Source organism: Pseudomonas sp. SWRI179 (assembly GCF_014268705.1).
GTDB classification, from domain to species: domain Bacteria; phylum Pseudomonadota; class Gammaproteobacteria; order Pseudomonadales; family Pseudomonadaceae; genus Aquipseudomonas; species Aquipseudomonas zanjanensis.
Window position 1 is genome coordinate 64,002 of sequence record NZ_JABWRA010000011.1, and the last position, 19,188, is coordinate 83,189.

Sequence of the window (19,188 nt, forward strand, 5' to 3'; positions counted from 1 at the left end):
ATCTACCTGAAGTACTTGTCCACGTAGGCCTGTATTTCCTTGCGCATGAAACGCCCGGATTCGTCCGCCCGTTCTTCCCAGCCGAACACGCATGCGGTGACGATGCCGTCGAAGCCAGTCTTGGCCAGTTCGCTGAAAAACAGGTCCCAGTCGATCTCGCCCTGATGCATGTCCATGTGTTGGTGGACGGTGACCTTGGCGCCCGGGGGGTTGACGATGTAGCGCAGGCCGGACGAGGCCTTGTGGTTGTAGGTGTCGGCGATGTGGACATGGGCGATCATCGACCCGGCCTCGGCGATCATGGCTCGCATGTCGTCGCCGAAGTAGAAGGTGTGCGGCGTGCAGTACAGGAACTTGACGTTGTCCGAACCAATGGTCTTGAGCATGTCGAGGGCCGGGTGCAGGGTTTCGCACCAATCTTCCGGGTGAGGCTCGACGTTCAGCGTGACCCCCTCGCTTTCCAGGATCGGCACCAGTTCTTCCATCGAACGCCACCACGCCGCTTCGCTCGACTCATGGCTGTGCACGCCACCGCAGCAACTGACGGTATGCCCACGATCAGGCGACGGCCCACGGCCAAACTCCGAATTCATCGTCGTGCAGCCCATGTCCACGGCGACCTGGATCGCCTCCTTCCAGTAGTTCACCGCTGCCCGGCGTTCGTCTTCATGGGGGCTGGCCCAGCGGTACATCGGCAGCAGCGAGGCCAGTTGCAGGTCGTGGTCGCGCAGGGCTTTCTTGAGCTCGGCGATGCGCTCCTTATGGGCGCGGGGGCGTACCCACCAGGGCAGGAAGTCCTCCCGTGGCGACAGTTCCAAGTACTCGAAGCCGAGCTCGGCGGTCTTGCGGCACAGGTCCGGCAGGCTCAGGTGGCGATGCATGTAGGGGTCGAGGGCGATTTTCATTGTTGTTCTCCATTGGGCAACGTTCATTACCTGTGGCGAGGGAGCTTGCTCCCGCTGGACTGCGCAGCAGTCCCAAAAAGGGGCCGCTTCGCGACCCAGCGGGAGCAAGCTCCCTCGCCACAGGGGTATTGCGTTGACTGAATTACCGGGATCAATACGCGACCCAGGCGGCGTCGTTGTCAGCGGACTCCACGCAGCGCTCGACCCAGCGCACACCTTCCACACCCGCATCAATGTCGGGGTAGCGCAGGGCGGCCAGCGTTTCGCTGTCGCCACGGTTGGCTGCATCCATGGCCAGGGCGAAGCGGCGATAGAGGTTGGACCAGGCTTCGAACAGCCCTTCGGGATGGCCGCCACCGATGCGGTCGTCCTGCCGCGCGTCGGGGTGCAGGTAGCCCATGCCGCGCTCCAGGATCTGCGCGGGTTGGCCCTGGATCTCGACGCTCAGTTGGTTGGGCCGCTCGTCCCACCATTCCAGGCTGGCACGGGCGCCGATCACGCGGATCTTCTGCCCGTGCATCGAGCCGGCATTCACCGCGCTGGACCAGACCATGCCCATGGCGCCGCCTTCGTATTCCATCAAGGTGTAGGCGTTGTCTTCCAACGGCGCGCGGCTGGCGACGAAGCTTTGCCGGCTGCACATCAAGCGTTTGATCTTCAGATCAGGCAGCATCACCTTGGACAAATACAACGGGTGCGTGCCGACGTCACCCAGTACGTAGCTGGGCCCGGCCTGGCGCGGGTCGACGCGCCACTGGGTCGCCTGGTTCCCGGCCTCCACCGGCGCGCTGTGAAAACCATGGGCGAACTGCATGTGCACCATGCGGATCTCGCCCAGCTCCTGGGCCGCGATCATCGCCCGGGCTTGTTCGATCAACTGGTGCCCGGCGTAGCCGTAGGTCAAGCCAACGATGCGCCCCTTGGCGTGCGCCAGGCTGCGCAGGGCCTCGGCCTGTTCGAGGGTAAAGCACAGCGGTTTTTCGCAGACCACATGCAGTCCGGCTTCCAAGGCGGCGTGGGTGATGGCGTAGTGGGTGCCGTTGGGCGTGGCGATCGACACCGCTTCAATCCCATCGGAACGTTGCGCCTCCAGCTCGAACAGACTCAGATAATCCGGATAGCAGCGCTCGGGGTCGATGCCCAACTGCTGGCCAAAGACTCGGCCCCGGGTGGGATCGATATCCAACGCCGCGGCGACCAATTCGAAGTTCCGGTCGCGCAGGGCGGCCGAGCGATGGATGTAGCCGATCTGGCTGTGTTCGCCGCCACCGACCATGGCCCAGCGGATGGGGCGCGTGAGGGTTTTGCTGCCGTTGATCATGTCGTTGTCCTTGTGTGATCAGAAACCTATGCCAGCCAGGTAGGCGCGACTGGCGGCCACGTCGTCGAGGCTGCTCCCGGCGTTGCGTGGGTCGCGTTCCTGTTCGACGGTGATGCAGCCCACATAACCCAATTCATGCACGAGGCTGTGCAGCGCCGGGTAATCGATGACACCGCGCCCGATAGGGCACATCACGCCCCGGGCGCAGGCGGCGAAAAAACGGAGGTGTTCGTTCAGGACCTGATCGAACACCATAGGGTCGATGTCCTTGAAGTGCAGGTAATCCAGGCGATGGGCGTAGGTGCGCAGCGACGCGACCGGGTCCATGCCGGCGTAGTACAGATGCCCGGTGTCCAGGCACAGCCCGGCGACTTCATGGGGTATGTCGTCCACCAGGCGCGCCAACTCGTCGGCGAACTCGATGTATCCACCCGCGTGAGGATGGATGACGGCGCGAATGCCGTATTGATGCCAGGCGATGTCGGCGATGGCGCGGATGTGCGCCATCATTGCGTTCCAGCGTGCATCGTCCAGGCGCGGGGCGCGGTCCGAATGGCCGGCTGCGTAGTCGCGCACTTCGTGGCCCCAGTCGATGATCACCAGATAGGGCCCGGCATGGCGCTGGCCGGCTTGCTGTTCCATGGGCGGCAGCTGTTTGAGCAGCGTGCAGATTTCATGGGTCTGGCGCAGCAGTCCGGGCAGGTTGGCGGGGCTGACGAGGTCGTCGAAGATCGTCCCGGCGACCACCTGCAGACCCTGTTCGGACAGGGCCGGACTGATGATGTCGGGGTCTAGCGGCAGGTAACCGTAAGGCCCCAGCTCGATCCCGCGATAGCCGGCCTCGGCCGCATCCCCAAGCACCCGTCGCCACGAAGGCAGGAAAGGGTTCTTGACGTCGTCGACGCCCCAGCAGCAGGGCGCGGTGCAGATATGGATCGTCATGGGGCACTCCGGCTGTGTTTGTTTTTATGTGCTTGGCCTGATGCTATTGAGTTGTCGGTAAGGGGGCCATGGGGCGATGGCTTAATCTGTCAAAACCCCTCATGATGCCAGGCAGAGGTGTCAAAACATGTCAGAACGCCGCCGTAAACTGCGCCCCACCATGGCCGATGTTGCTCGGGAGGCGGGGGTCAGCCTGTCCACCGTCGACCGGGTGCTGAACTTGCGCGCCGATGTGCGCGCCGACACCGCCCAACGCATCGCCGCGGCTGCCGCGCGGTTGGGGTTCCATGCCAAGGGTGTGATCGAACAACGGGTGCTCAACGACCGCCCGACCTTGCGGCTTGGCTTCTTGTTGCAAAAAAGCGGCGTGCCTTTTTACCAGGGGCTCGCCCATGCGCTATCGAACGCCGCCGCGACCTGCACGCGAGCACGGATCCGCGTGGTCATTGGTTATCTGGACGATCTCGACCCGGTCATCGTCGCGCAACGCATCCTGGCCCTGCGTGATCAAGTGGACGGCCTGGGCGTGGTGGCAGTGGACCATCCACGGGTTCGGGAGGCGGTTGCCCAATTGCGCGAGACGGGCGTTTCGGTGGTGGCGTTGCTGTCGGAGCTGTCCAGCGCCAGCGGCACGGGGTACGTCGGGTTGGACAATCGACTCACCGGCCGCACGGCAGGCTGGTTCATCAGCCGCCTGGCGGATCGACCTGGCGCTGCGGCTGTCATGCTCAGCAGTCAGCGTTTCCAGTGCCAGGAGCTCTGTGAACTGAGCTTTCGCAGTTACCTGGCCGAGCACTCCAACGAGTGGGAGTTGCTCGCTTCGCGCCTGACCCTGGAGGACGATGAGTTCGCGTATGGCAATACGCTGGATTTGCTGACGGCCGAGCCCTACCTGGCCGGGCTGTATGTGGCCGGTGGTGGCATCGCCGGCGTGTTGCGTGCCTTGCGCAGCCTCCAGGCGCAGCAGCTTCGCCTGCCCGTGGTGGTGTGCCACGACCTGACGCCATTGACACGCGAGGCGTTGAAGACGGGGTTGGTCCAGGCGGTGCTGTCTCATCCTGTCGTGGCAATGGCCGAACAGGCGGTAGAAGCACTGGTCGAGGCGGCGACAGCCACGCCACCAGGCTCGGCGCCGAGACGGGTGGTGCCGCTTCAGATTGATGTGTCGGAAAGTACTTGAGTGCCCGCTGCATTCTGAGCCGCCGCCATCTCAACATCATCGTTGACTGACATCCCGCTTTCGCGAGCAGGCTCGCTCCCACAGGGAGTTGATGGTGAATGTGAATTTTGCGGTCAACCGGCAACAGTGTGGGAGCGAGCCTGCTCGCGAAGGCAATTCCAAATTCAACATCATCATTGACTGACAATCCGCTATCGCTCCCACAGGGGATTGGTGGTGAATGCAGATCTTGCGGTCAACCGGAGATCTTGTGGGAGCGGGCTTGCTCGCGAAGGCCAAACCAAATTCAACATCATCATTGACTGACAATCCGCTATCGCGAGCAGGCTCGCTCCCACAGGGAACTGATGGTGAATGCAGATCTTGCGGACAACCGGAGATCTTGTGGGAGCGGGCTTGCTCGCGAAGGCAATATCAAATTCAACATCATCATTGACTGACAATCCGCTATCGCGAGCAAGCTCCCACAGGTCTCGGTTACGCCTCTTGGCCTGCTTGAGCCCCGTTCAAAATCGGATAGTCCGTATAACCACGTTCGTCGCCCTGGTAGAACGTCGAGGCGTCAGGGATGTTCAGCGCCTGGCCCCGTTTGAACCGTTCCACCAAGTCCGGGTTTGCCAAAAACGGCGTGCCGAATGCCACCAGGTCTGCTTCTCCACGGCTGATGGCCGTGGCGGCGCGTTCGGCGCTGTAGCCGCCATTGGCAATGTACGTCCCGCCGAAGCGACGCTTGAGTTCCAGGAAGTCGAACGAGCCTTCGCCCAATTCCACGATGTGCAGGTAGGCCAAGCCATAGCGGCTGAGCATCCTGGCCGTGTAGTCAAATGTTGCTTGCGGGTTGCTGTCGCTCATCGAGAAGTAACTGAAGATTGGCGACAGGCGCACGCCGACACGGCTGGCACCGAAGACTTCGATCACCGACTCGACCACTTCCTTGAGGAAACGGGCGCGATGCTCGATCGAGCCGCCGTAGGCATCGGTGCGTTGGTTGGTGCCGTCACGCAGGAACTGGTCGATCAGGTAGCCATTGGCGCCGTGGATCTCCACGCCGTCGAAACCGGCCAGCTTCGCGTTGGCGGCGGCCTGGCGGAAGTCGGCGACCACGCTGGGGATTTCATCGAGTTCCAGCGCCCGTGGCAGTTCGTAGGGCTTGAGGCCTTCGGGGGTATAGATCTCGCCATCGGCCTTGATCGCCGAGGGGGCGACGGGTTGGGCGCCGTTGACTTGCACCAAAGGATGGGAAAGACGGCCCACATGCCAGAGCTGCAAAAAGATCTGCCCACCCTCGGCATGGACCGCATCGGTCACCTGTTTCCAGCCGGTGACTTGCTCAGGAGTAAAGATCCCCGGTGTTCTCAGGTAACCCTTGCCCTGGGCCGACACCTGGGAGCCTTCGCTGATGATCAGGCCGGCGCTGGCCCGTTGGCTGTAGTACTCGGCCATCAAGGGCGTGGCGGCATCGCCAGCGCCTGCGCGGCTGCGGGTCATCGGCGCCATGACCATGCGGTTTTTCAGGGGCAGCTTGCCGACTTGAGTACGGGACAACAGAAGATCGAGACCGATGTCAGTCATGATTCACCTCTAAGGGATCGGGTATGAATGAGGGATTGAGTCGAGGGTCGGTCAGGCCAACCGACCCTCTTGTTGCAAAAGGGCGCCGATGCGCTGGATTTCTTTCTCGCCTTTTTCCAGGGCGGCCTCGCTGGTGTGCACCGAGTAGTAGCCCATCACCAGGCCATGGGGATGCTTGACCGCCGAACCGAGCACAAAGGAAGTCGCGCCCCGGGCAACGATGTCGATGGCCGCGCCGGATTCTTCGAACACCACCATTTCCCCGGCATTGACCTTGCCGTTGGCGCTGAGGCCGCCGCTGTTGACCGCCAGCCAGGCGACGGTATGCCCGGCCGGCGGCGTGTAGCGCCAGTGCTCGTTGTCCTGCAACTGCACGGCGAGGTAATTCATGCCTGCCGGGGAGGCGACGCTGCTGCGGGCTGCGCCGTATTCGCCAAGCAACACCAGCGCCGGACCTTCACGGGGAATCTCGGAAGGGGCCAGGTAGACGCTGCGGGCCGGAGAATTTTCTTCTGCCGCCGGCAGCGCAACCCAGAGCTGGAAGCCTTGGATCGGCGAACCCGCAACCGGTCGAGCGGTGTGCCATACGCCGTTGCCGGCCTGCATCCACTCCATGCCGCCGCTGGGCAGGGTGCCGGACTGGCCGGTGGTGTCTTCGTAGATCACTTGGCCTTCGATCATGTAAGTCAGCGTGGCGATCCCGGAATGCGGATGCATGCCGAAACTTCTTTGCAGGGCATCGGCGTTGAAGGCGAAGTGATCGAGAAACACGAATGGCTTGCAGAGCTGGCCCAGGTCGCCGGGGCTCATGAGCCGGGTGATTGGCCCATGGCTGCTGCCAGCAGTGCGATGGACGATGGCGCGGGGTGGCGCTGCGACGATGCTGTTCATGGGATTTGCCTCCGAATCATGGGCGTTGGGCCTCGATGGGCGAAGGATAAGTGCCTGCCAATGGTTTGATTAGTCGATACAATCGGATTGAACTCATCCATAAATCGAAGGAATGTGCGCGCCATGCTCGATCTCAACGATGTTGCGCTGTTCGTCCAGGTGGTTCGCAGTGGCAGCTTCGCTGAAGCGGCCAGGCGGCTGGGCATGCCTTCGAACACGGTCAGCCGACGGGTCCAGCAGTTGGAGGCGCAGTTGGCGTCACGACTGCTGCAGCGCTCGACCCGCAAGCTCACGTTGACCCATGCGGGCCAGGGGTTCTATGAGCGTTGCGTGGACGCTGTGGACGGCTTGATGGACGCAGGGCAGGAACTGATGATGGGCGGCGAAGCGCCTAGTGGCCTGGTGCGCATTGCGGCGATGGCGGATTTCTTCGACTTTTTCCCAATGGAGTGGGTCGCCGACTTTTTAGCCGAGCATCCTCGCGTGCAGCTCGACTTCGTACTCAGCGATGCCCGGGTCGACCTGATTGCCGACCGCATCGACGTGGCCTTTCGCGGCGGTCCGTTGCAGGACTCGGGGTATGTCGGTCGCCAACTGCTCAGCAATGACGGCGACGGCATGGTTGCCAGTCCTGCCTACCTTGCCGCACGTGGCGCACCGCGTTCGCTGCAGGACCTGGCTCACCACGACGGCGTGAGCTTCGCCCAGCCCAGCGGCCTGACCGACTGGCGATTCGTCGGTCCGGGCGGCATCGAGGAGCACGTGCAGATCGCCAGCCGATTCCACGCCAACACCGCCCAAGCGTTGCGCCGGGCGACCGTCGCCGGCCTGGGCATCGCCGTGTTGCCGGGGGCGCTGAGCAGCCTCGACCTGGAAGCCGGAAGGCTGGTGCGGGTGCTGCCGCAATACCAACGCATCGGCTTCGGCCTGAATGTGCTCTATCCGAGCCGGCGGCAGTTGCCGCTGGCGGTTTCGGCATTCATCGGGTTGGTGATGGAAAAGCTGGAACTCAAGGCGTTTCCGGCGCGGATGCAGTGAGTGAGTCACTCAGGCCGGCGTCGTGGCGGGATAAGCCATTGTCTGCCGCACCGCAATACCGTGGCGAGGGAGCTTGCTCCCGCTGGCTGCGCAGCAGCCTAAAAAAGCTGAACGCTATCCGCCTGACTGGCCGCGGTGACGGGTTTGGGGCCGCTGCGCAGCCCAGCGGGAGCAAGCTCCCTCGCCACAGGTTCCCGTTATCAAGTCCAAATGAGACGCGCCTTGTTGTCGTGACCATCCCACCCGCGCAGTAGCCCATTTTTTTCCTTCCCAGCAACGACAAAAACCCTCGTTTCGCAAATCCCCGCCTGCCAACACAATCGCCTCGACACCTCATCTCGATCATCGCAACCGCAGAACAACAAGAAAACCAAACCCGAGGCGGCGCCATGCCCGCCTGAATCAAACCTACTGCCGGAAGTGCAAGACATGCCCGATGAAACCCTACGTATCGATACGCTTGTGATAGGCGCCGGCCAGGCCGGCGTGGCCATGAGTGAGCACTTGAGCCGTCAAGGCGTGCCTCATCTCGTCGTGGAGCGAAGCCGCATTGCCGAGGCCTGGCGCACGGCGCGTTGGGATTCCCTGGTGGCCAACGGGCCGGCCTGGCATGACCGCTTCCCAGGGTTGGAATTCGAAGGGCTCGACCCGGATACCTTCGCGACCAAGGACCAAGTGGCCGATTACTTCGAAGCCTATGCCCGTAAGTTCAACGCCCCGATCCGTACCGGCGTGGAAGTCAGGGGCGTCGAGCGCAATGTCGGCCGGCCGGGCTTCACTGTCGAAACCTCCGAAGGCCAGATCGAAGCGATCCATGTGGTGGTCGCCACCGGGCCTTTCCAACGGCCGGTGATTCCACCGATTGCGCCGGATCTGACGTCGGTCACCCAGCTTCACTCGGCCCAGTATCGCAACCCCGGGCAATTGCCCGAAGGGGCCGTGTTGGTGGTGGGTGCCGGGTCGTCGGGGGTGCAGATCGCCGATGAGCTGCAGCGCGCCGGCAAGCAGGTCTATCTCTCGGTGGGAGCCCATGACCGTCCGCCCCGGGCCTATCGCAACCGCGATTTCTGCTGGTGGCTGGGCGTGTTGGGCGAGTGGGATGCGGAGGCGGTCAAGCCGGGCAAGGAGCACGTCACCATTGCGGTGAGCGGTGCCCGTGGCGGCCATACCGTGGATTTTCGCCGGTTGGCCCACGAGGGCATCACCCTGGTGGGGCTGACCAAATCGTTCAACGGCAGCGTGGTGACCTTCGAACCGAATCTCGCCGAAAACATCGCTCGTGGCGACGAAAACTACCTGGCGCTGTTGGATGCCGCCGACGCCTACATTGCCCGCAACGGCCTGGACCTGCCCCTCGAACCTGAGGCCCGTCACTTGCTGCCCGACCCGCAATGCCTGACCCAGCCGATCCTGGAACTGGACCTGTTGGCCGCCGGCGTGACCAGCGTCATCTGGGCCACCGGCTACTCGGTGGATTACAGCTGGCTGAAGGTCGACGCCCTCGGCGCCAATGGCAAGCCTCGCCATCAACGCGGCGTTTCCAGCGAGCCGGGCCTGTATTTCGTCGGCTTGCCCTGGCTGTCACGTCGAGGCTCGGCGTTCATCTGGGGTGTCTGGCATGACGCCCGGCACATTGCCGACCACATCGTGAAGCAACGCATTTACCTCGCCTACCAAGATGCCGCCCAGCGCCAGGCCCCGGCCCTCGGCAGTGATTCGCACCGTTCGAAAACCAGTCTCTCGGGAGTCCGCTGATGCCTACTCACACACGTATTCGCATGTTCAACACCAAGGACACCTACCCGAACCAGACGCTGGACAACGACCTGTGCCAGGCCGTGCGCGCCGGCAACACCGTCTACGTGCGCGGCCAGGTCGGCACTGACTTCAACGGTCAACTGGTGGGCCTTGGCGATCCCCGTGCCCAGGCCGAGCAGGCCATGCGCAACGTCAAGCAATTGCTGGAAGAGGCCGGCAGCGACCTGAGCCACATCGTCAAGACCACGACGTACCTGATCGATCCGCGTTATCGCGAGCCGGTGTACCAGGAGGTCGGCAAGTGGCTCAAGGGCGTGTTTCCGATTTCCACCGGGTTGGTGGTCAGCGCCTTGGGCCAGCCACAGTGGCTGATGGAAATCGACGTGATCGCGGTGATCCCTGAATAAGGAGCGGAGCATGACCTTTTCCATCGTTGGACGCTGTGCCGAAACCGGCCAGTTGGGCATCGCCATCAGCTCCTCGAGCATTGCCGTCGGCGCCCGGTGCCCCTGGTTGCGGGCGGGGGTCGGCGCGGTGTCGAGTCAGAACATTACCCTGCCGGCCCTGGGGCCGCAGGTGCTCGATGAACTGGCCGGTGGCCAGGTGGCGCAAGCGGCGCTGGAGCGGATCCTGGGGCGCAACGGCTACAGCCAATACCGCCAGGTGGCGGTAATCGATGCCGAGGGCCGCACGGCGATGTTCAGCGGCGAACATACCTTGGGCACTCACAACGCCGTGGCCGGTGAGCAATGCGTGGCGGCCGGCAATCTATTGGCCAACGCTGCGGTGATCGAGGCCATGGTCACCGCCTTCGAGCAGGGCGGTGGCTGCCTTGCATCACGCTTGATGAGTGCGTTACAGGCCGGGCAGGCGGCGGGCGGGGAGGCTGGGGCGGTGCATTCGGCAGCGTTGTCGGTGGTCGATGACCTGACGTGGCCCGTCGTCGATTTGCGGGTGGACTGGGCCGAGGAAAACCCCATCGGCGAGTTGGAAAAGCTCTGGCTCGCCTATCAGCCGCAACTGCAGGATTACCTGACCCGCGCGCTCAACCCGACCCTGGCGCCGAGTTATGGAGTGCCGGGTGATGAGTGAGCTGCGCAGCCGGGCGTTGCTCGAACGGTTGGTTGGCTTTGCCACGGTCAGCCGCGATTCGAACCTGGCCTTGATCGAGTTCGTGCGCGACTACTTGCAAGGGCTGGGCGTGGATAGCGAGCTGATCTACAACGCCGAGGGAACCAAGGCGAACTTGCTGGCGAGCATTGGCCCGTCGGTGCCCGGTGGCGTGGTGTTGTCCGGGCACACCGATGTGGTGCCGGTGGACGGGCAGGCCTGGACGGTCGATCCGTTCCGACTGACCGAGATAGACGGCAACTGGTTCGGGCGCGGTACGGCGGACATGAAGGGATATCTGGCTTCGGTGCTGGCGGCGGTGCCGATGTTTCTGTCCAGCCCGCTGAGCCGGCCGGTGCACCTGGCGTTTTCCTATGACGAAGAGGTCGGTTGCCTGGGCGTGCGCAGCCTGTTGGAGGTGTTGTCACAACGCATCCCTCAACCGGCCTTGTGCCTGATCGGCGAACCCACCCAACTCCAACCGGTGTTGGGGCACAAAGGCAAGTTGGCGATGCGTTGCCATGTTCGAGGCGCGGCCTGCCATTCGGCCTATGCACCTTACGGTGTCAACGCCATCGAGCAGGCCGCGCGCCTGATGGGGCGACTGGGCGAGATCGGTGCAGAACTGGCCGAGCCGTCACGGCACGACCCGCGCTTTGACCCGGCGTTTTCCACGGTGCAGGTCGGCGTGATCCAGGGCGGTACGGCATTGAACATTGTCCCGGCCGATTGCCGTTTCGACTTCGAAGTGCGCGCCTTGCCGGATTTCAATCCGCACGTGGTGGTCGAGCAATTGCAAGGTTATGCGCAACAGACCCTGCTGCCGGCGATGCAGGCGGTGGCGGGGGATACGGCGATCCGTTTCGAGCCGCTGTCGGCCTACCCGGGCCTGGCCACTTCGCCTGAAAGCGCGGCCGCCCAACTGGTTGCGCGACTGTGCGGCAGCGACGCTTTCAGCACCGTCGCCTTTGGCACCGAAGGCGGCCTGTTTCACCAGGCCGGCGTGCCGACGGTGGTCTGTGGCCCCGGCAGCATGGACCAGGGGCACAAGCCCGACGAGTACGTGAGCGTTGAACAAATGGCTGCCTGCGATCGCTTGATGGATCGGTTGGCGAGCTATCTCAGTGAACCCAATGGTCCGTGACCAGGAGATGCCGAGGTGAACGATTTCCGTTGCAGGAAAATGCTGGCGGCCCGTCATGCCGCCATCAACGAATGGGCCGACCAGAGCCTTATTGCTGTAGACCACACCGCCCGCGCTTACGGCCACCCTTGAGTCCCGTCGCCGGCTCGTGCGGGCGAGCCGGCATTTTCGAGGAACCGCTCCATGTCCAGATCCTTGCGTTGCAATATTGCGTGTGCATTGGCGTTGTTGAGTTCCAGCGTCATGGCCGCGCCCCAGAGCTTGACCGTGATTTCCTTTGGCGGTGCCACCAAGCAGGCCCAGGACAAGGCCTACTTCCAACCCTTCAACGCCAGCGGTGCAGGAAGCATTGTGGCCGGCGAATACAACGGTGAGCTGTCGAAGATCAAGGCGATGGTCGCGGCCGGTCACACCAGTTGGGACGTGGTCGAAGTGGAAAGCCCGGAGCTGTTGCGGGGCTGTGAGGAAGGCTTGTTCGAAAAGCTCGACCTGACAGGCCTTGGCGACCCGGCGAACTATGTGCCGGGTGCGCTCAATGAGTGTGGTGTCGCCACCTATGTGTGGTCGATGGTCCTGGCCTATGACCAGACCAAGCTCGCCAAGGCACCCAGGTCCTGGGCGGATTTCTGGAACGTCGCCGAGTACCCGGGCAAGCGCGGCCTGCGCAAGGGGGCCAAGTACACCCTGGAGATCGCCTTGCTGGCCGATGGGGTCAAGTCCCAGGACTTGTACAAGGTGTTGAACACTCCCCAAGGCGTATCCCGGGCCTTCGCCAAACTGGACCAGATCAAGCCGAACATCCAGTGGTGGGAGGCCGGCGCGCAACCGGCGCAATGGCTGGTGGCGGGGGACGTGGCGATGAGTGCGGCCTACAACGGGCGTATCGCGTCGGCGCAGAAGGAAGGCATGAAGTTGAGCATTGTCTGGCCCCAGAGCCTGTACGACCCGGAGTACTGGGCCGTGGTCAAGGGCACCCCGAACAAGGCCCTGGCCGAGCAGTTCATTGCCTTTGCCAGCCAGCCGCAGGCCCAGAAGGTATTTTCGGAAAACATCCCTTATGGGCCGGTGCACCGCAAGACACTGGCGTTGTTGCCGACGGCGGTACAGGAACAGTTGCCCACCGCCGAGGCCAACCTGGCTGAAGCCCAAGCCGTGGACGCGGAATTCTGGGTCGATCATGGCGAGGAACTGGAACAACGGTTCAATGCCTGGGCGGCTCGCTAAACAGCGAACCGCGCTTTTGACGAGCCCCGCTTTGTGTATGGCTGGAGAGTGGGTGGGGCATTCAAACCCCATTCACTTGCAAAGACCGACCTGTGGCGAACACAGCCTTTTTGTGGCGAGGGAGCTTGCTCCCGCTGGGCTGCGTAGCAGCCCCAACGCGTTCACCGCGGTGTGCCAGGTTGATTGGGTCAGCTTGTTTTGGGGGCGCTTCGCACCCCAGCGGGAGCAAGCTCCCTCGCCACAGGGTCTGGTGTTTGACTGGGCGGTGGTGTGGGTTATTCAAAATCCATTATTGGCGACCACCAACCTTTGGCGAACCCCATTTTTTTGTGGCGAGGGAGCTTGCTCCCGCTGGGCTGCGCAGCAGCCCCAACGCGTTCACCGCGGTGTGCCAGGTTGATTGGGGCAGCTTGTTTTGGGGCCGCTTCGCACCCCAGCGGGAGCAAGCTCCCTCGCCACAGGGTCTGGTGTTTGACTGGGCGGTGGTGTGGGGCATTCAAACCCCATTCACTTGCAAAGACCGAGCCTGTGGCGAACACAGCCTTTTTGTGGCGAGGGGATTTATCCCCGTTGGGGCGCGAAGCGGCCCTAAAAGCTGACAACCTGGTGTATTAGACAGATTGGGTTGAGTGCTTAAGGGGGCTGCTGCGCAGCCCAACGGGGATAAATCCCCTCGCCACAAGGATTAATGTCTGGCGGGGTGGTGGCATGGGCATCAGGCCAGCCATTGCTTGAACTGTTCTTTGCAGTAATCCACGAACAATTGGGCCGGTTTGGTCAGGTGGGTGCGCTTGAGCCAGCCGGCCACCAGCGCCGAACCGGTCACGTCCTCGGCGATGTCGACGCACACCAGGTGCTGCCCGTCGTAGGTGCAGGTGGAGTGCGGGCGGGTCACCAGTACGGCGAAGCCGAAGGACTGGCCGACCATGCCTCGGACCATCTCGATGGACGGCGAGCTGAACACAATGTTGGGCGTCAGGCCCAGCTCTTCGAAGATGCTCACGAAGTAGGTGCGACTGGGCTGTACGTCCAGCAGGATCATCGGTTCGAGGGCCAGGTCACGCAGCGACACCTGGGCCTGATCGGCGAAGCGATGGCCCGCCGGCAACAGCGCATAGGGGCGTTGCGGTGCCGTCAGTGCTTCGGTCTCGATGGTGCTGTCGAGGTCGTGTTCATAGAAGATCGCCAGGTCGAAACGCCCCCCCGTCAGGCCCTGTACCAGCTCCTGTTGTTCGCCATCCTGTACGCGAATTTCCACCCCGGGAAAGCGCTCGCGGAAACCGGCGATCAGCCGCGGCAGGTAGAGCGGGGCGACGGTTTCGAAGCAGCCGATGTCGATCTGCCCGCTGACCACGTCGTTGTCGGCCAGCGCGTTCTGCTCGAACTCCCGGGCCATGCGCAACAGCTCCTGGGCCTTGCGGTAGAAACGCGCGCCACCGGGCGTCAACGATACGCCCTGGGCGTGATGACGAATGAGCAGTTGCACGCCGAAACTGTCTTCCAAGCCCTTGATGGCGGTGGCGATCGACGGTTGGGCGATGTACAGCTTGCGGGACGCTTCAGCGACGCTGCCACATTCGACGGTGGTGACGAAGTACTTCAGCTGACGCAAGGAATAGGACGCCACGGCACACCTCGATCCGGATGATTTCTGCCTACCTTACCTTGTGCACAAGGCGTAAGGGGCGGGCATTGCTACGGATTTTGCTGGGCAGTGACGATATTCAACCTGGCTTGGGGACGTGCGCCTAAAAAAAAACGCCTGCCCAAGTATCGTTGGCAGGCGTCCGGGAAAGACCGGCGCAGAAAGGAGGGACTGGCCGGGGTCGGATACGGGACTCAGGCTACCGGAATCGATGGATCGGCCGCGGCCAGGGCGGTCGCGCGATCAGCCGCTGGCGGATAGATCCACACGGTGTTGATCTGGGTCTTGAGCTCCTTGGCTTCTTGCCCGACCAATTTGAGTTGGCGATCCCAGCCTTCGGTATACACCGCGCCCCAGGCACCGAGGTCCAGGCAGGTCACGTACTTGGGTTGGCTGTAGGCCATCGGCGCGACGCCCAGCAAGTCGGCCGCGACGTTATTGCCGGCATAGCGGCCCAGGGCGATGGCGTGCTGGCAGGACATCGCGGCGTAGTTGCCCAGGGTGTCGGTGGCGGCGTAGGCCACGTCACCGGTGGCAAATATGTCGTTCTGGCCCAGGACTTTCAGGTTGGCATCGACGTGCAGGCGACCCTGGCGATCACGGGTGCCGGGAACCTGCTGGGTCAGCGGACTGGCGCGGAACCCCACGGTCCAGATCACGGTATGGGACTCGATACGCTGGCCGCTCGACAGGGTAACGCCACCGGCATCCACCGACTCGACCGAGGCGTTGAGGACCCATTCGATACCCAGGTGCTCGGACGCTTCGACAATGGACGGGCGAATACCGTCGCCCAACGCTGCGCCGATCTGCGGTCCGCGATCCACCACGATGACACGGATGTCCGCGTCATCGCCGAGGACAGCGCGCAGGCGTGCGGGCATTTCGGTGGCGGTTTCGATCCCGGTAAAGCCGCCGCCAGCCACCACCACCGTGTTGCGGGCCGGGCTGTCTGGCAGATTTTTCAAGGATTTGAGGTGGGCCTCGAGACGGGTGGCCTGTTCGATTTCATCAACGTCGAAGGCGTGCTCGATCATGCCTTCGAGGTCAGGGCGAACCAGTTGGCTGCCCGCCGCGAGCACCAGGCGGTCGTAGCCCAGGGTGCCCTGGGTGCCGAACACATCCACGTAGCCAACCCGCTTATTGTCGACATCGATACTGCTCGCCGAGCCTTGGACGAATTTCACGCCCACCGCGTCGAACAGGTCACCCAGCGGTGCGGCCATGGTATGAACGTCTGGCTCGTAGAAGCGAGGTCGGATGCGCAGTTCAGCCTGGGGGGCCAGGACGCTGATCTGCACGTCATTGCGATCGTGTTGGTCCAGTAGGCGGGCGGCGCTCAATGCGCTCCAGACTCCGCCGAAACCTGCGCCAACAACCAGAATATGTTGTTTCATGATGAGCTCCCGAAGACAAAATCGATACGTTGATTTGTTTAACTGTTTCAGCGTGACCGTGTCGCGAACTACTCCAAAAATGCCGAGCTTCAATGAATTGATATCGAGCACATTCAGTTTCGGTTCGCTGTGGGAAAGCTTATTGGCAGGACCTGTGTTTAACACTTCTACATAAGGTCATCGGGGCTATGCCTGGGTAGGGGTGATCTATACGAAGGTATGAAGGGGCGCAGTGGTCAAGCAGACCGGGTGAGTACCGACTCGATGCAGGCGATCAACTCAGCGCAGTCAAAGGGTTTCGGGAAAAATGCCACTGGCTTGGGTGCAGCAACGCTGACACGAGGGGGGACGCCGGGATATCCAGTGATGAAGATGATCGGGATAAGAATGCCCAGGGTCGCCAATCGATCGTACATTTGAATACCGGTCATGCCGGGCATTTGAACATCCGATATCAGGCACGCCGTGCTTTCAAGTTCACCAAAAGATAGAAAATCCAAGGCGCTGGCGTATGTTTTAACTTGGTAACCATGGGAACGTAACAAGCCATCCAATGCAATTCGAACTGACTCATCGTCATCAATGATTGAAATAATTGCCGTGTTGGACATGTCGATACCTGGAGGTGATATCAGGTAGCCATAAAGGCGCCCGTGTCACTGCAAGATACGCCGTCCGATGGTTCCGCCAAGTATACGTGGGTATGAACTTTCTAATGCTTGCCGCGCAGTTCCAACACCTGGGCCATGCGCACCAGATCGGCGAACGAGCGCGCGCACATCTTGCGCATGGCCTGGCCGCGGTGAATTTTTACGGTGATTTCACTCAAGCCCAGTTCCCCAGCGATCTGCTTGTTCATCAGGCCCGACACCGCCAGCGCCATGACCTGCTGTTCCCGGGGCGTCAAGGTGGCGTGGCGCTCAAACACTTGCTGATGGCCGCGTTCGGACTCGCGCCGCTGGCGGTCCTGGTGATGGGCGGCGGTCACGGCGTCGATCAGGTCTTGTTCGCGGAACGGTTTGGCGAGGAAGTCCACGGCACCGGCTTTCATCGCCCGCACGGTCATGGCGATGTCACCGTGACCGGTCATGAACACGATCGGCAATTGAACATTGGCGGCGGCCAGCTGCCGTTGGCAATCCAGGCCGCTGGTACCTTGCAGCCGGACATCCAGCACCAGGCAACTGGGCACGTCTGGCCTGGGATGGCCCATGAACTGCGCGACCGAACCGAACAGATGGACCTGCAGGCCGATGGAGCGCAGCAGGCTACCAAGGGATTGGCGCAGCGGTGCGTCGTCGTCAACGATATAGACGATGGGGTCGTTGTCGATGACCGGGCTCGTTATGGCGTTCATTGGCTGCTTGCCGACAGAGCGGTGCAAGTGAGCCGCGGCAGCGCGAACCTGAACGAGGTGCCTTGGTCGGCCTCGCTGGTCGCCCAGATCCTGCCGTCATGGAAGTCGATGATGGAGCGGCAGATGGAGAGGCCCATGCCCAGGCCGTTTTCCTTGGTGGTAAAAAACGCATTGAACAATGACGGCAGGACCTCGGGCGCAATGCCGGTTCCGTGGTCGGTCACCTCCAGCAGCACTTCGTCATTCTCCGTCCAGGTGCTTATGTGCAGAGTTCGTTCGTGGACCTTGACCCCATCCATGGCGTGGCAGGCATTGATGATCAGGTTGATGATCACTTGCTGCAGTTGTACCCGGTCCGCGCTGATCCGGCCATCGGGCGCTGCCAGGTCCACCTTCGTCCGGACTTTATGATGCGCCAGTTGCTGCTGGACCAGGTTCAGGGTCTCGCGAACGATGTCGTCCAGTCTCTCGGGTTGGCGCAACGGATCGCACTTGCGCGACAGCGCCCTGATACCGCTGATGACCTCGCTGGCGCGACAGCCGTTGGCGACGATCCGATCGAGACAATCCAAGGCTTCCCCAAGGTCCGGCTCGGGACGTTCGAGCCACCGGCGGCAGGCCTCGCCGCTGCTGGTGATGGCCGTCAGCGGCTGGTTGACCTCGTGGGCAATGGACGCGGCCATTTCCCCCAGGGAGGTCAAGCGCGTGACGTGGGCCAGTTGGCTCTGGGCGCGGAACAGCGCTTCTTCGGCCTGCTTGCTGGCCGTCACGTCCATGAGTGCGCCGAGGTACTGGCATCGGCCGTGCTGGAGCAACAGGGGGCTGGCGATCATGTGGATGTGCTTGATGCGTCCATCCGGCATCAGCAGGCGTAGCTTGACCTCGATCTGCGGTTCGCCAGCGGCGGCCTGTAGGAAAACCCCACGAGCCAACTCCAGGTCTTCAGGGTGGGTGCGCTCGAGCATCATCGACACTGTCGGTGTCTTGTTGGGCGAGTACTCGAAGATCCTTGCCGACTCTAGCGACCAGGACAGCGCTTGCCGATCACCGCGAAAGCCCACGCTGCCTGTCTGGCTCAGGCGCTGGGCGCCGATCAGGTAGGCCTCGTTGTGCCGTAGATTGTCGCAAGCCCGCTTGCTGCGCAGGGCCAGGAAGGCGATCGCCGACAATGCGGTCAGGCAGCGGAAGAAGCCGGTGGTCGATTCCCAGCGGTGATAGCCGCCGTTGTACAAGAACATCGCGGTGAGCAGGCCCATGCACATCAGCGCGACGGTGATCACCAGGTTGATGGAAAACAGGTTGGCTGCCATTAACAACAAGGTGATGTACAGCAGGGTCGGGGCCAGGTCGGAATGGGTTTCGGAATTGATGATGAAAATCCCGCAGGCCACCACCAGGCCCACCGCCCAGCCCAGGGCATTGACCAGTGGGTGGGTGCTGATGCCCATCGACGGCCGAGACCCACCCTGGCTTGGCGTGTATCGCAGGCTGTCATAGACATGCTTGAGCATCGCGGAGGGTAGGGGCACGCTGGCAGACCTTCTGTTATTACATGGTCTCGCTCTGGGATGTCGGGGGCAGAGCATCGACTCGTATCTTACGAAGCGCGGCTTTGCCTGAGGTAGGACATATAACCCTGAAATCCCGCCAGGCCGTGACAAAGAGGGGGCCGCTGCGCGGCCCAGCGGGAGCAAGCTCCCTCGC

At 62.5% G+C, this 19,188-nt stretch carries 17 protein-coding genes; 7 read left to right on the forward strand and 10 right to left on the reverse strand.

Annotation, left to right across the window (positions count from 1 at the left end):
* Window positions 1-2: 2 nt before the first annotated feature.
* The 3 genes from HU767_RS08675 to HU767_RS08685 form a co-directional block, all read right to left on the reverse strand.
* Window positions 3-905, reverse strand: coding sequence for a sugar phosphate isomerase/epimerase (locus HU767_RS08675; protein ID WP_186729283.1), 903 nt, complete (start codon window positions 903-905; stop codon window positions 3-5).
* Window positions 906-1,056: 151 nt separating this feature from the next.
* Entirely contained in the window at window positions 1,057-2,226 is a 1,170-nt protein-coding gene (locus HU767_RS08680) for a Gfo/Idh/MocA family oxidoreductase (RefSeq protein WP_186729284.1), read from the reverse strand.
* 18 nt (window positions 2,227-2,244) lie between these two features.
* Window positions 2,245-3,168, reverse strand: coding sequence for a TIM barrel protein (locus HU767_RS08685; protein ID WP_186729285.1), 924 nt, complete (start codon window positions 3,166-3,168; stop codon window positions 2,245-2,247).
* A gap of 127 nt (window positions 3,169-3,295) precedes the next feature.
* On the opposite strand from HU767_RS08685, the gene HU767_RS08690 reads away from it, so the two are divergent.
* The gene (locus HU767_RS08690; RefSeq protein ID WP_186729286.1) at window positions 3,296-4,348 is read left to right on the forward strand and encodes a LacI family DNA-binding transcriptional regulator; all 1,053 of its coding nucleotides are present in this window, start codon (window positions 3,296-3,298) and stop codon (window positions 4,346-4,348) included.
* A 477-nt stretch (window positions 4,349-4,825) separates the two neighbouring features.
* Here HU767_RS08690 and HU767_RS08695 read toward each other — a convergent pair whose 3' ends face one another.
* Together HU767_RS08695 and HU767_RS08700 are read right to left on the reverse strand one after the other, a co-directional pair.
* Entirely contained in the window at window positions 4,826-5,920 is a 1,095-nt protein-coding gene (locus HU767_RS08695; protein ID WP_186729287.1) for an alkene reductase, read from the reverse strand.
* A 51-nt stretch (window positions 5,921-5,971) separates the two neighbouring features.
* On the reverse strand, window positions 5,972-6,811 hold the full coding sequence (locus HU767_RS08700) for a pirin family protein (RefSeq protein ID WP_186729288.1): 840 nt from the start codon (window positions 6,809-6,811) through the stop codon (window positions 5,972-5,974).
* A gap of 123 nt (window positions 6,812-6,934) precedes the next feature.
* On the opposite strand from HU767_RS08700, the gene HU767_RS08705 reads away from it, so the two are divergent.
* The 6 genes from HU767_RS08705 (at window position 6,935) to HU767_RS08730 (ending at window position 13,085) form a co-directional block, all read left to right on the forward strand.
* Window positions 6,935-7,849 carry a LysR family transcriptional regulator gene (locus HU767_RS08705; protein ID WP_186729289.1) on the forward strand — a complete coding sequence of 305 codons (915 nt, stop codon included), beginning with the start codon at window positions 6,935-6,937 and terminating at the stop codon, window positions 7,847-7,849.
* A gap of 429 nt (window positions 7,850-8,278) precedes the next feature.
* Entirely contained in the window at window positions 8,279-9,604 is a 1,326-nt protein-coding gene (locus tag HU767_RS08710) for an NAD(P)/FAD-dependent oxidoreductase (protein ID WP_186729290.1), read from the forward strand.
* Window positions 9,604-10,014, forward strand: coding sequence for a RidA family protein (locus HU767_RS08715; protein ID WP_003201555.1), 411 nt, complete (start codon window positions 9,604-9,606; stop codon window positions 10,012-10,014). Before HU767_RS08710 ends, HU767_RS08715 begins: the two co-directional genes overlap by 1 nt.
* Window positions 10,015-10,024: 10 nt before the next feature.
* On the forward strand, window positions 10,025-10,699 hold the full coding sequence (locus tag HU767_RS08720; RefSeq protein ID WP_186729291.1) for a DUF1028 domain-containing protein: 675 nt from the start codon (window positions 10,025-10,027) through the stop codon (window positions 10,697-10,699).
* Window positions 10,692-11,861: an acetylornithine deacetylase gene (argE, locus tag HU767_RS08725; protein WP_186729292.1), complete on the forward strand. Its 1,170-nt coding sequence runs from the start codon at window positions 10,692-10,694 to the stop codon at window positions 11,859-11,861. The genes HU767_RS08720 and argE overlap by 8 nt, the downstream gene beginning before the upstream one ends.
* Before the next feature lie 183 nt (window positions 11,862-12,044).
* Window positions 12,045-13,085: an ABC transporter substrate-binding protein gene (locus tag HU767_RS08730; protein ID WP_186705811.1), complete on the forward strand. Its 1,041-nt coding sequence runs from the start codon at window positions 12,045-12,047 to the stop codon at window positions 13,083-13,085.
* Between the two features lie 715 nt (window positions 13,086-13,800).
* On the opposite strand, the gene HU767_RS08735 is transcribed toward HU767_RS08730, so the two are convergent.
* The 5 genes from HU767_RS08735 to HU767_RS08755 form a co-directional block, all read right to left on the reverse strand.
* A complete protein-coding gene (locus HU767_RS08735) occupies window positions 13,801-14,712 on the reverse strand; it encodes a LysR substrate-binding domain-containing protein (RefSeq protein WP_186729293.1) in 912 nt (303 codons plus the stop codon).
* 212 nt (window positions 14,713-14,924) lie between these two features.
* Complete coding sequence (locus tag HU767_RS08740) at window positions 14,925-16,127, reverse strand: NAD(P)/FAD-dependent oxidoreductase (protein ID WP_186729294.1); 1,203 nt, start codon at window positions 16,125-16,127, stop codon at window positions 14,925-14,927.
* A 236-nt stretch (window positions 16,128-16,363) separates the two neighbouring features.
* Window positions 16,364-16,738 carry a response regulator gene (locus tag HU767_RS08745; protein ID WP_186705814.1) on the reverse strand — a complete coding sequence of 125 codons (375 nt, stop codon included), beginning with the start codon at window positions 16,736-16,738 and terminating at the stop codon, window positions 16,364-16,366.
* 101 nt (window positions 16,739-16,839) lie between these two features.
* Window positions 16,840-17,484: a response regulator transcription factor gene (locus tag HU767_RS08750; protein WP_186705815.1), complete on the reverse strand. Its 645-nt coding sequence runs from the start codon at window positions 17,482-17,484 to the stop codon at window positions 16,840-16,842.
* Window positions 17,481-18,932 carry an ATP-binding protein gene (locus HU767_RS08755; RefSeq protein ID WP_186729326.1) on the reverse strand — a complete coding sequence of 484 codons (1,452 nt, stop codon included), beginning with the start codon at window positions 18,930-18,932 and terminating at the stop codon, window positions 17,481-17,483. Before HU767_RS08755 ends, HU767_RS08750 begins: the two co-directional genes overlap by 4 nt.
* Window positions 18,933-19,188: the final 256 nt, after the last annotated feature.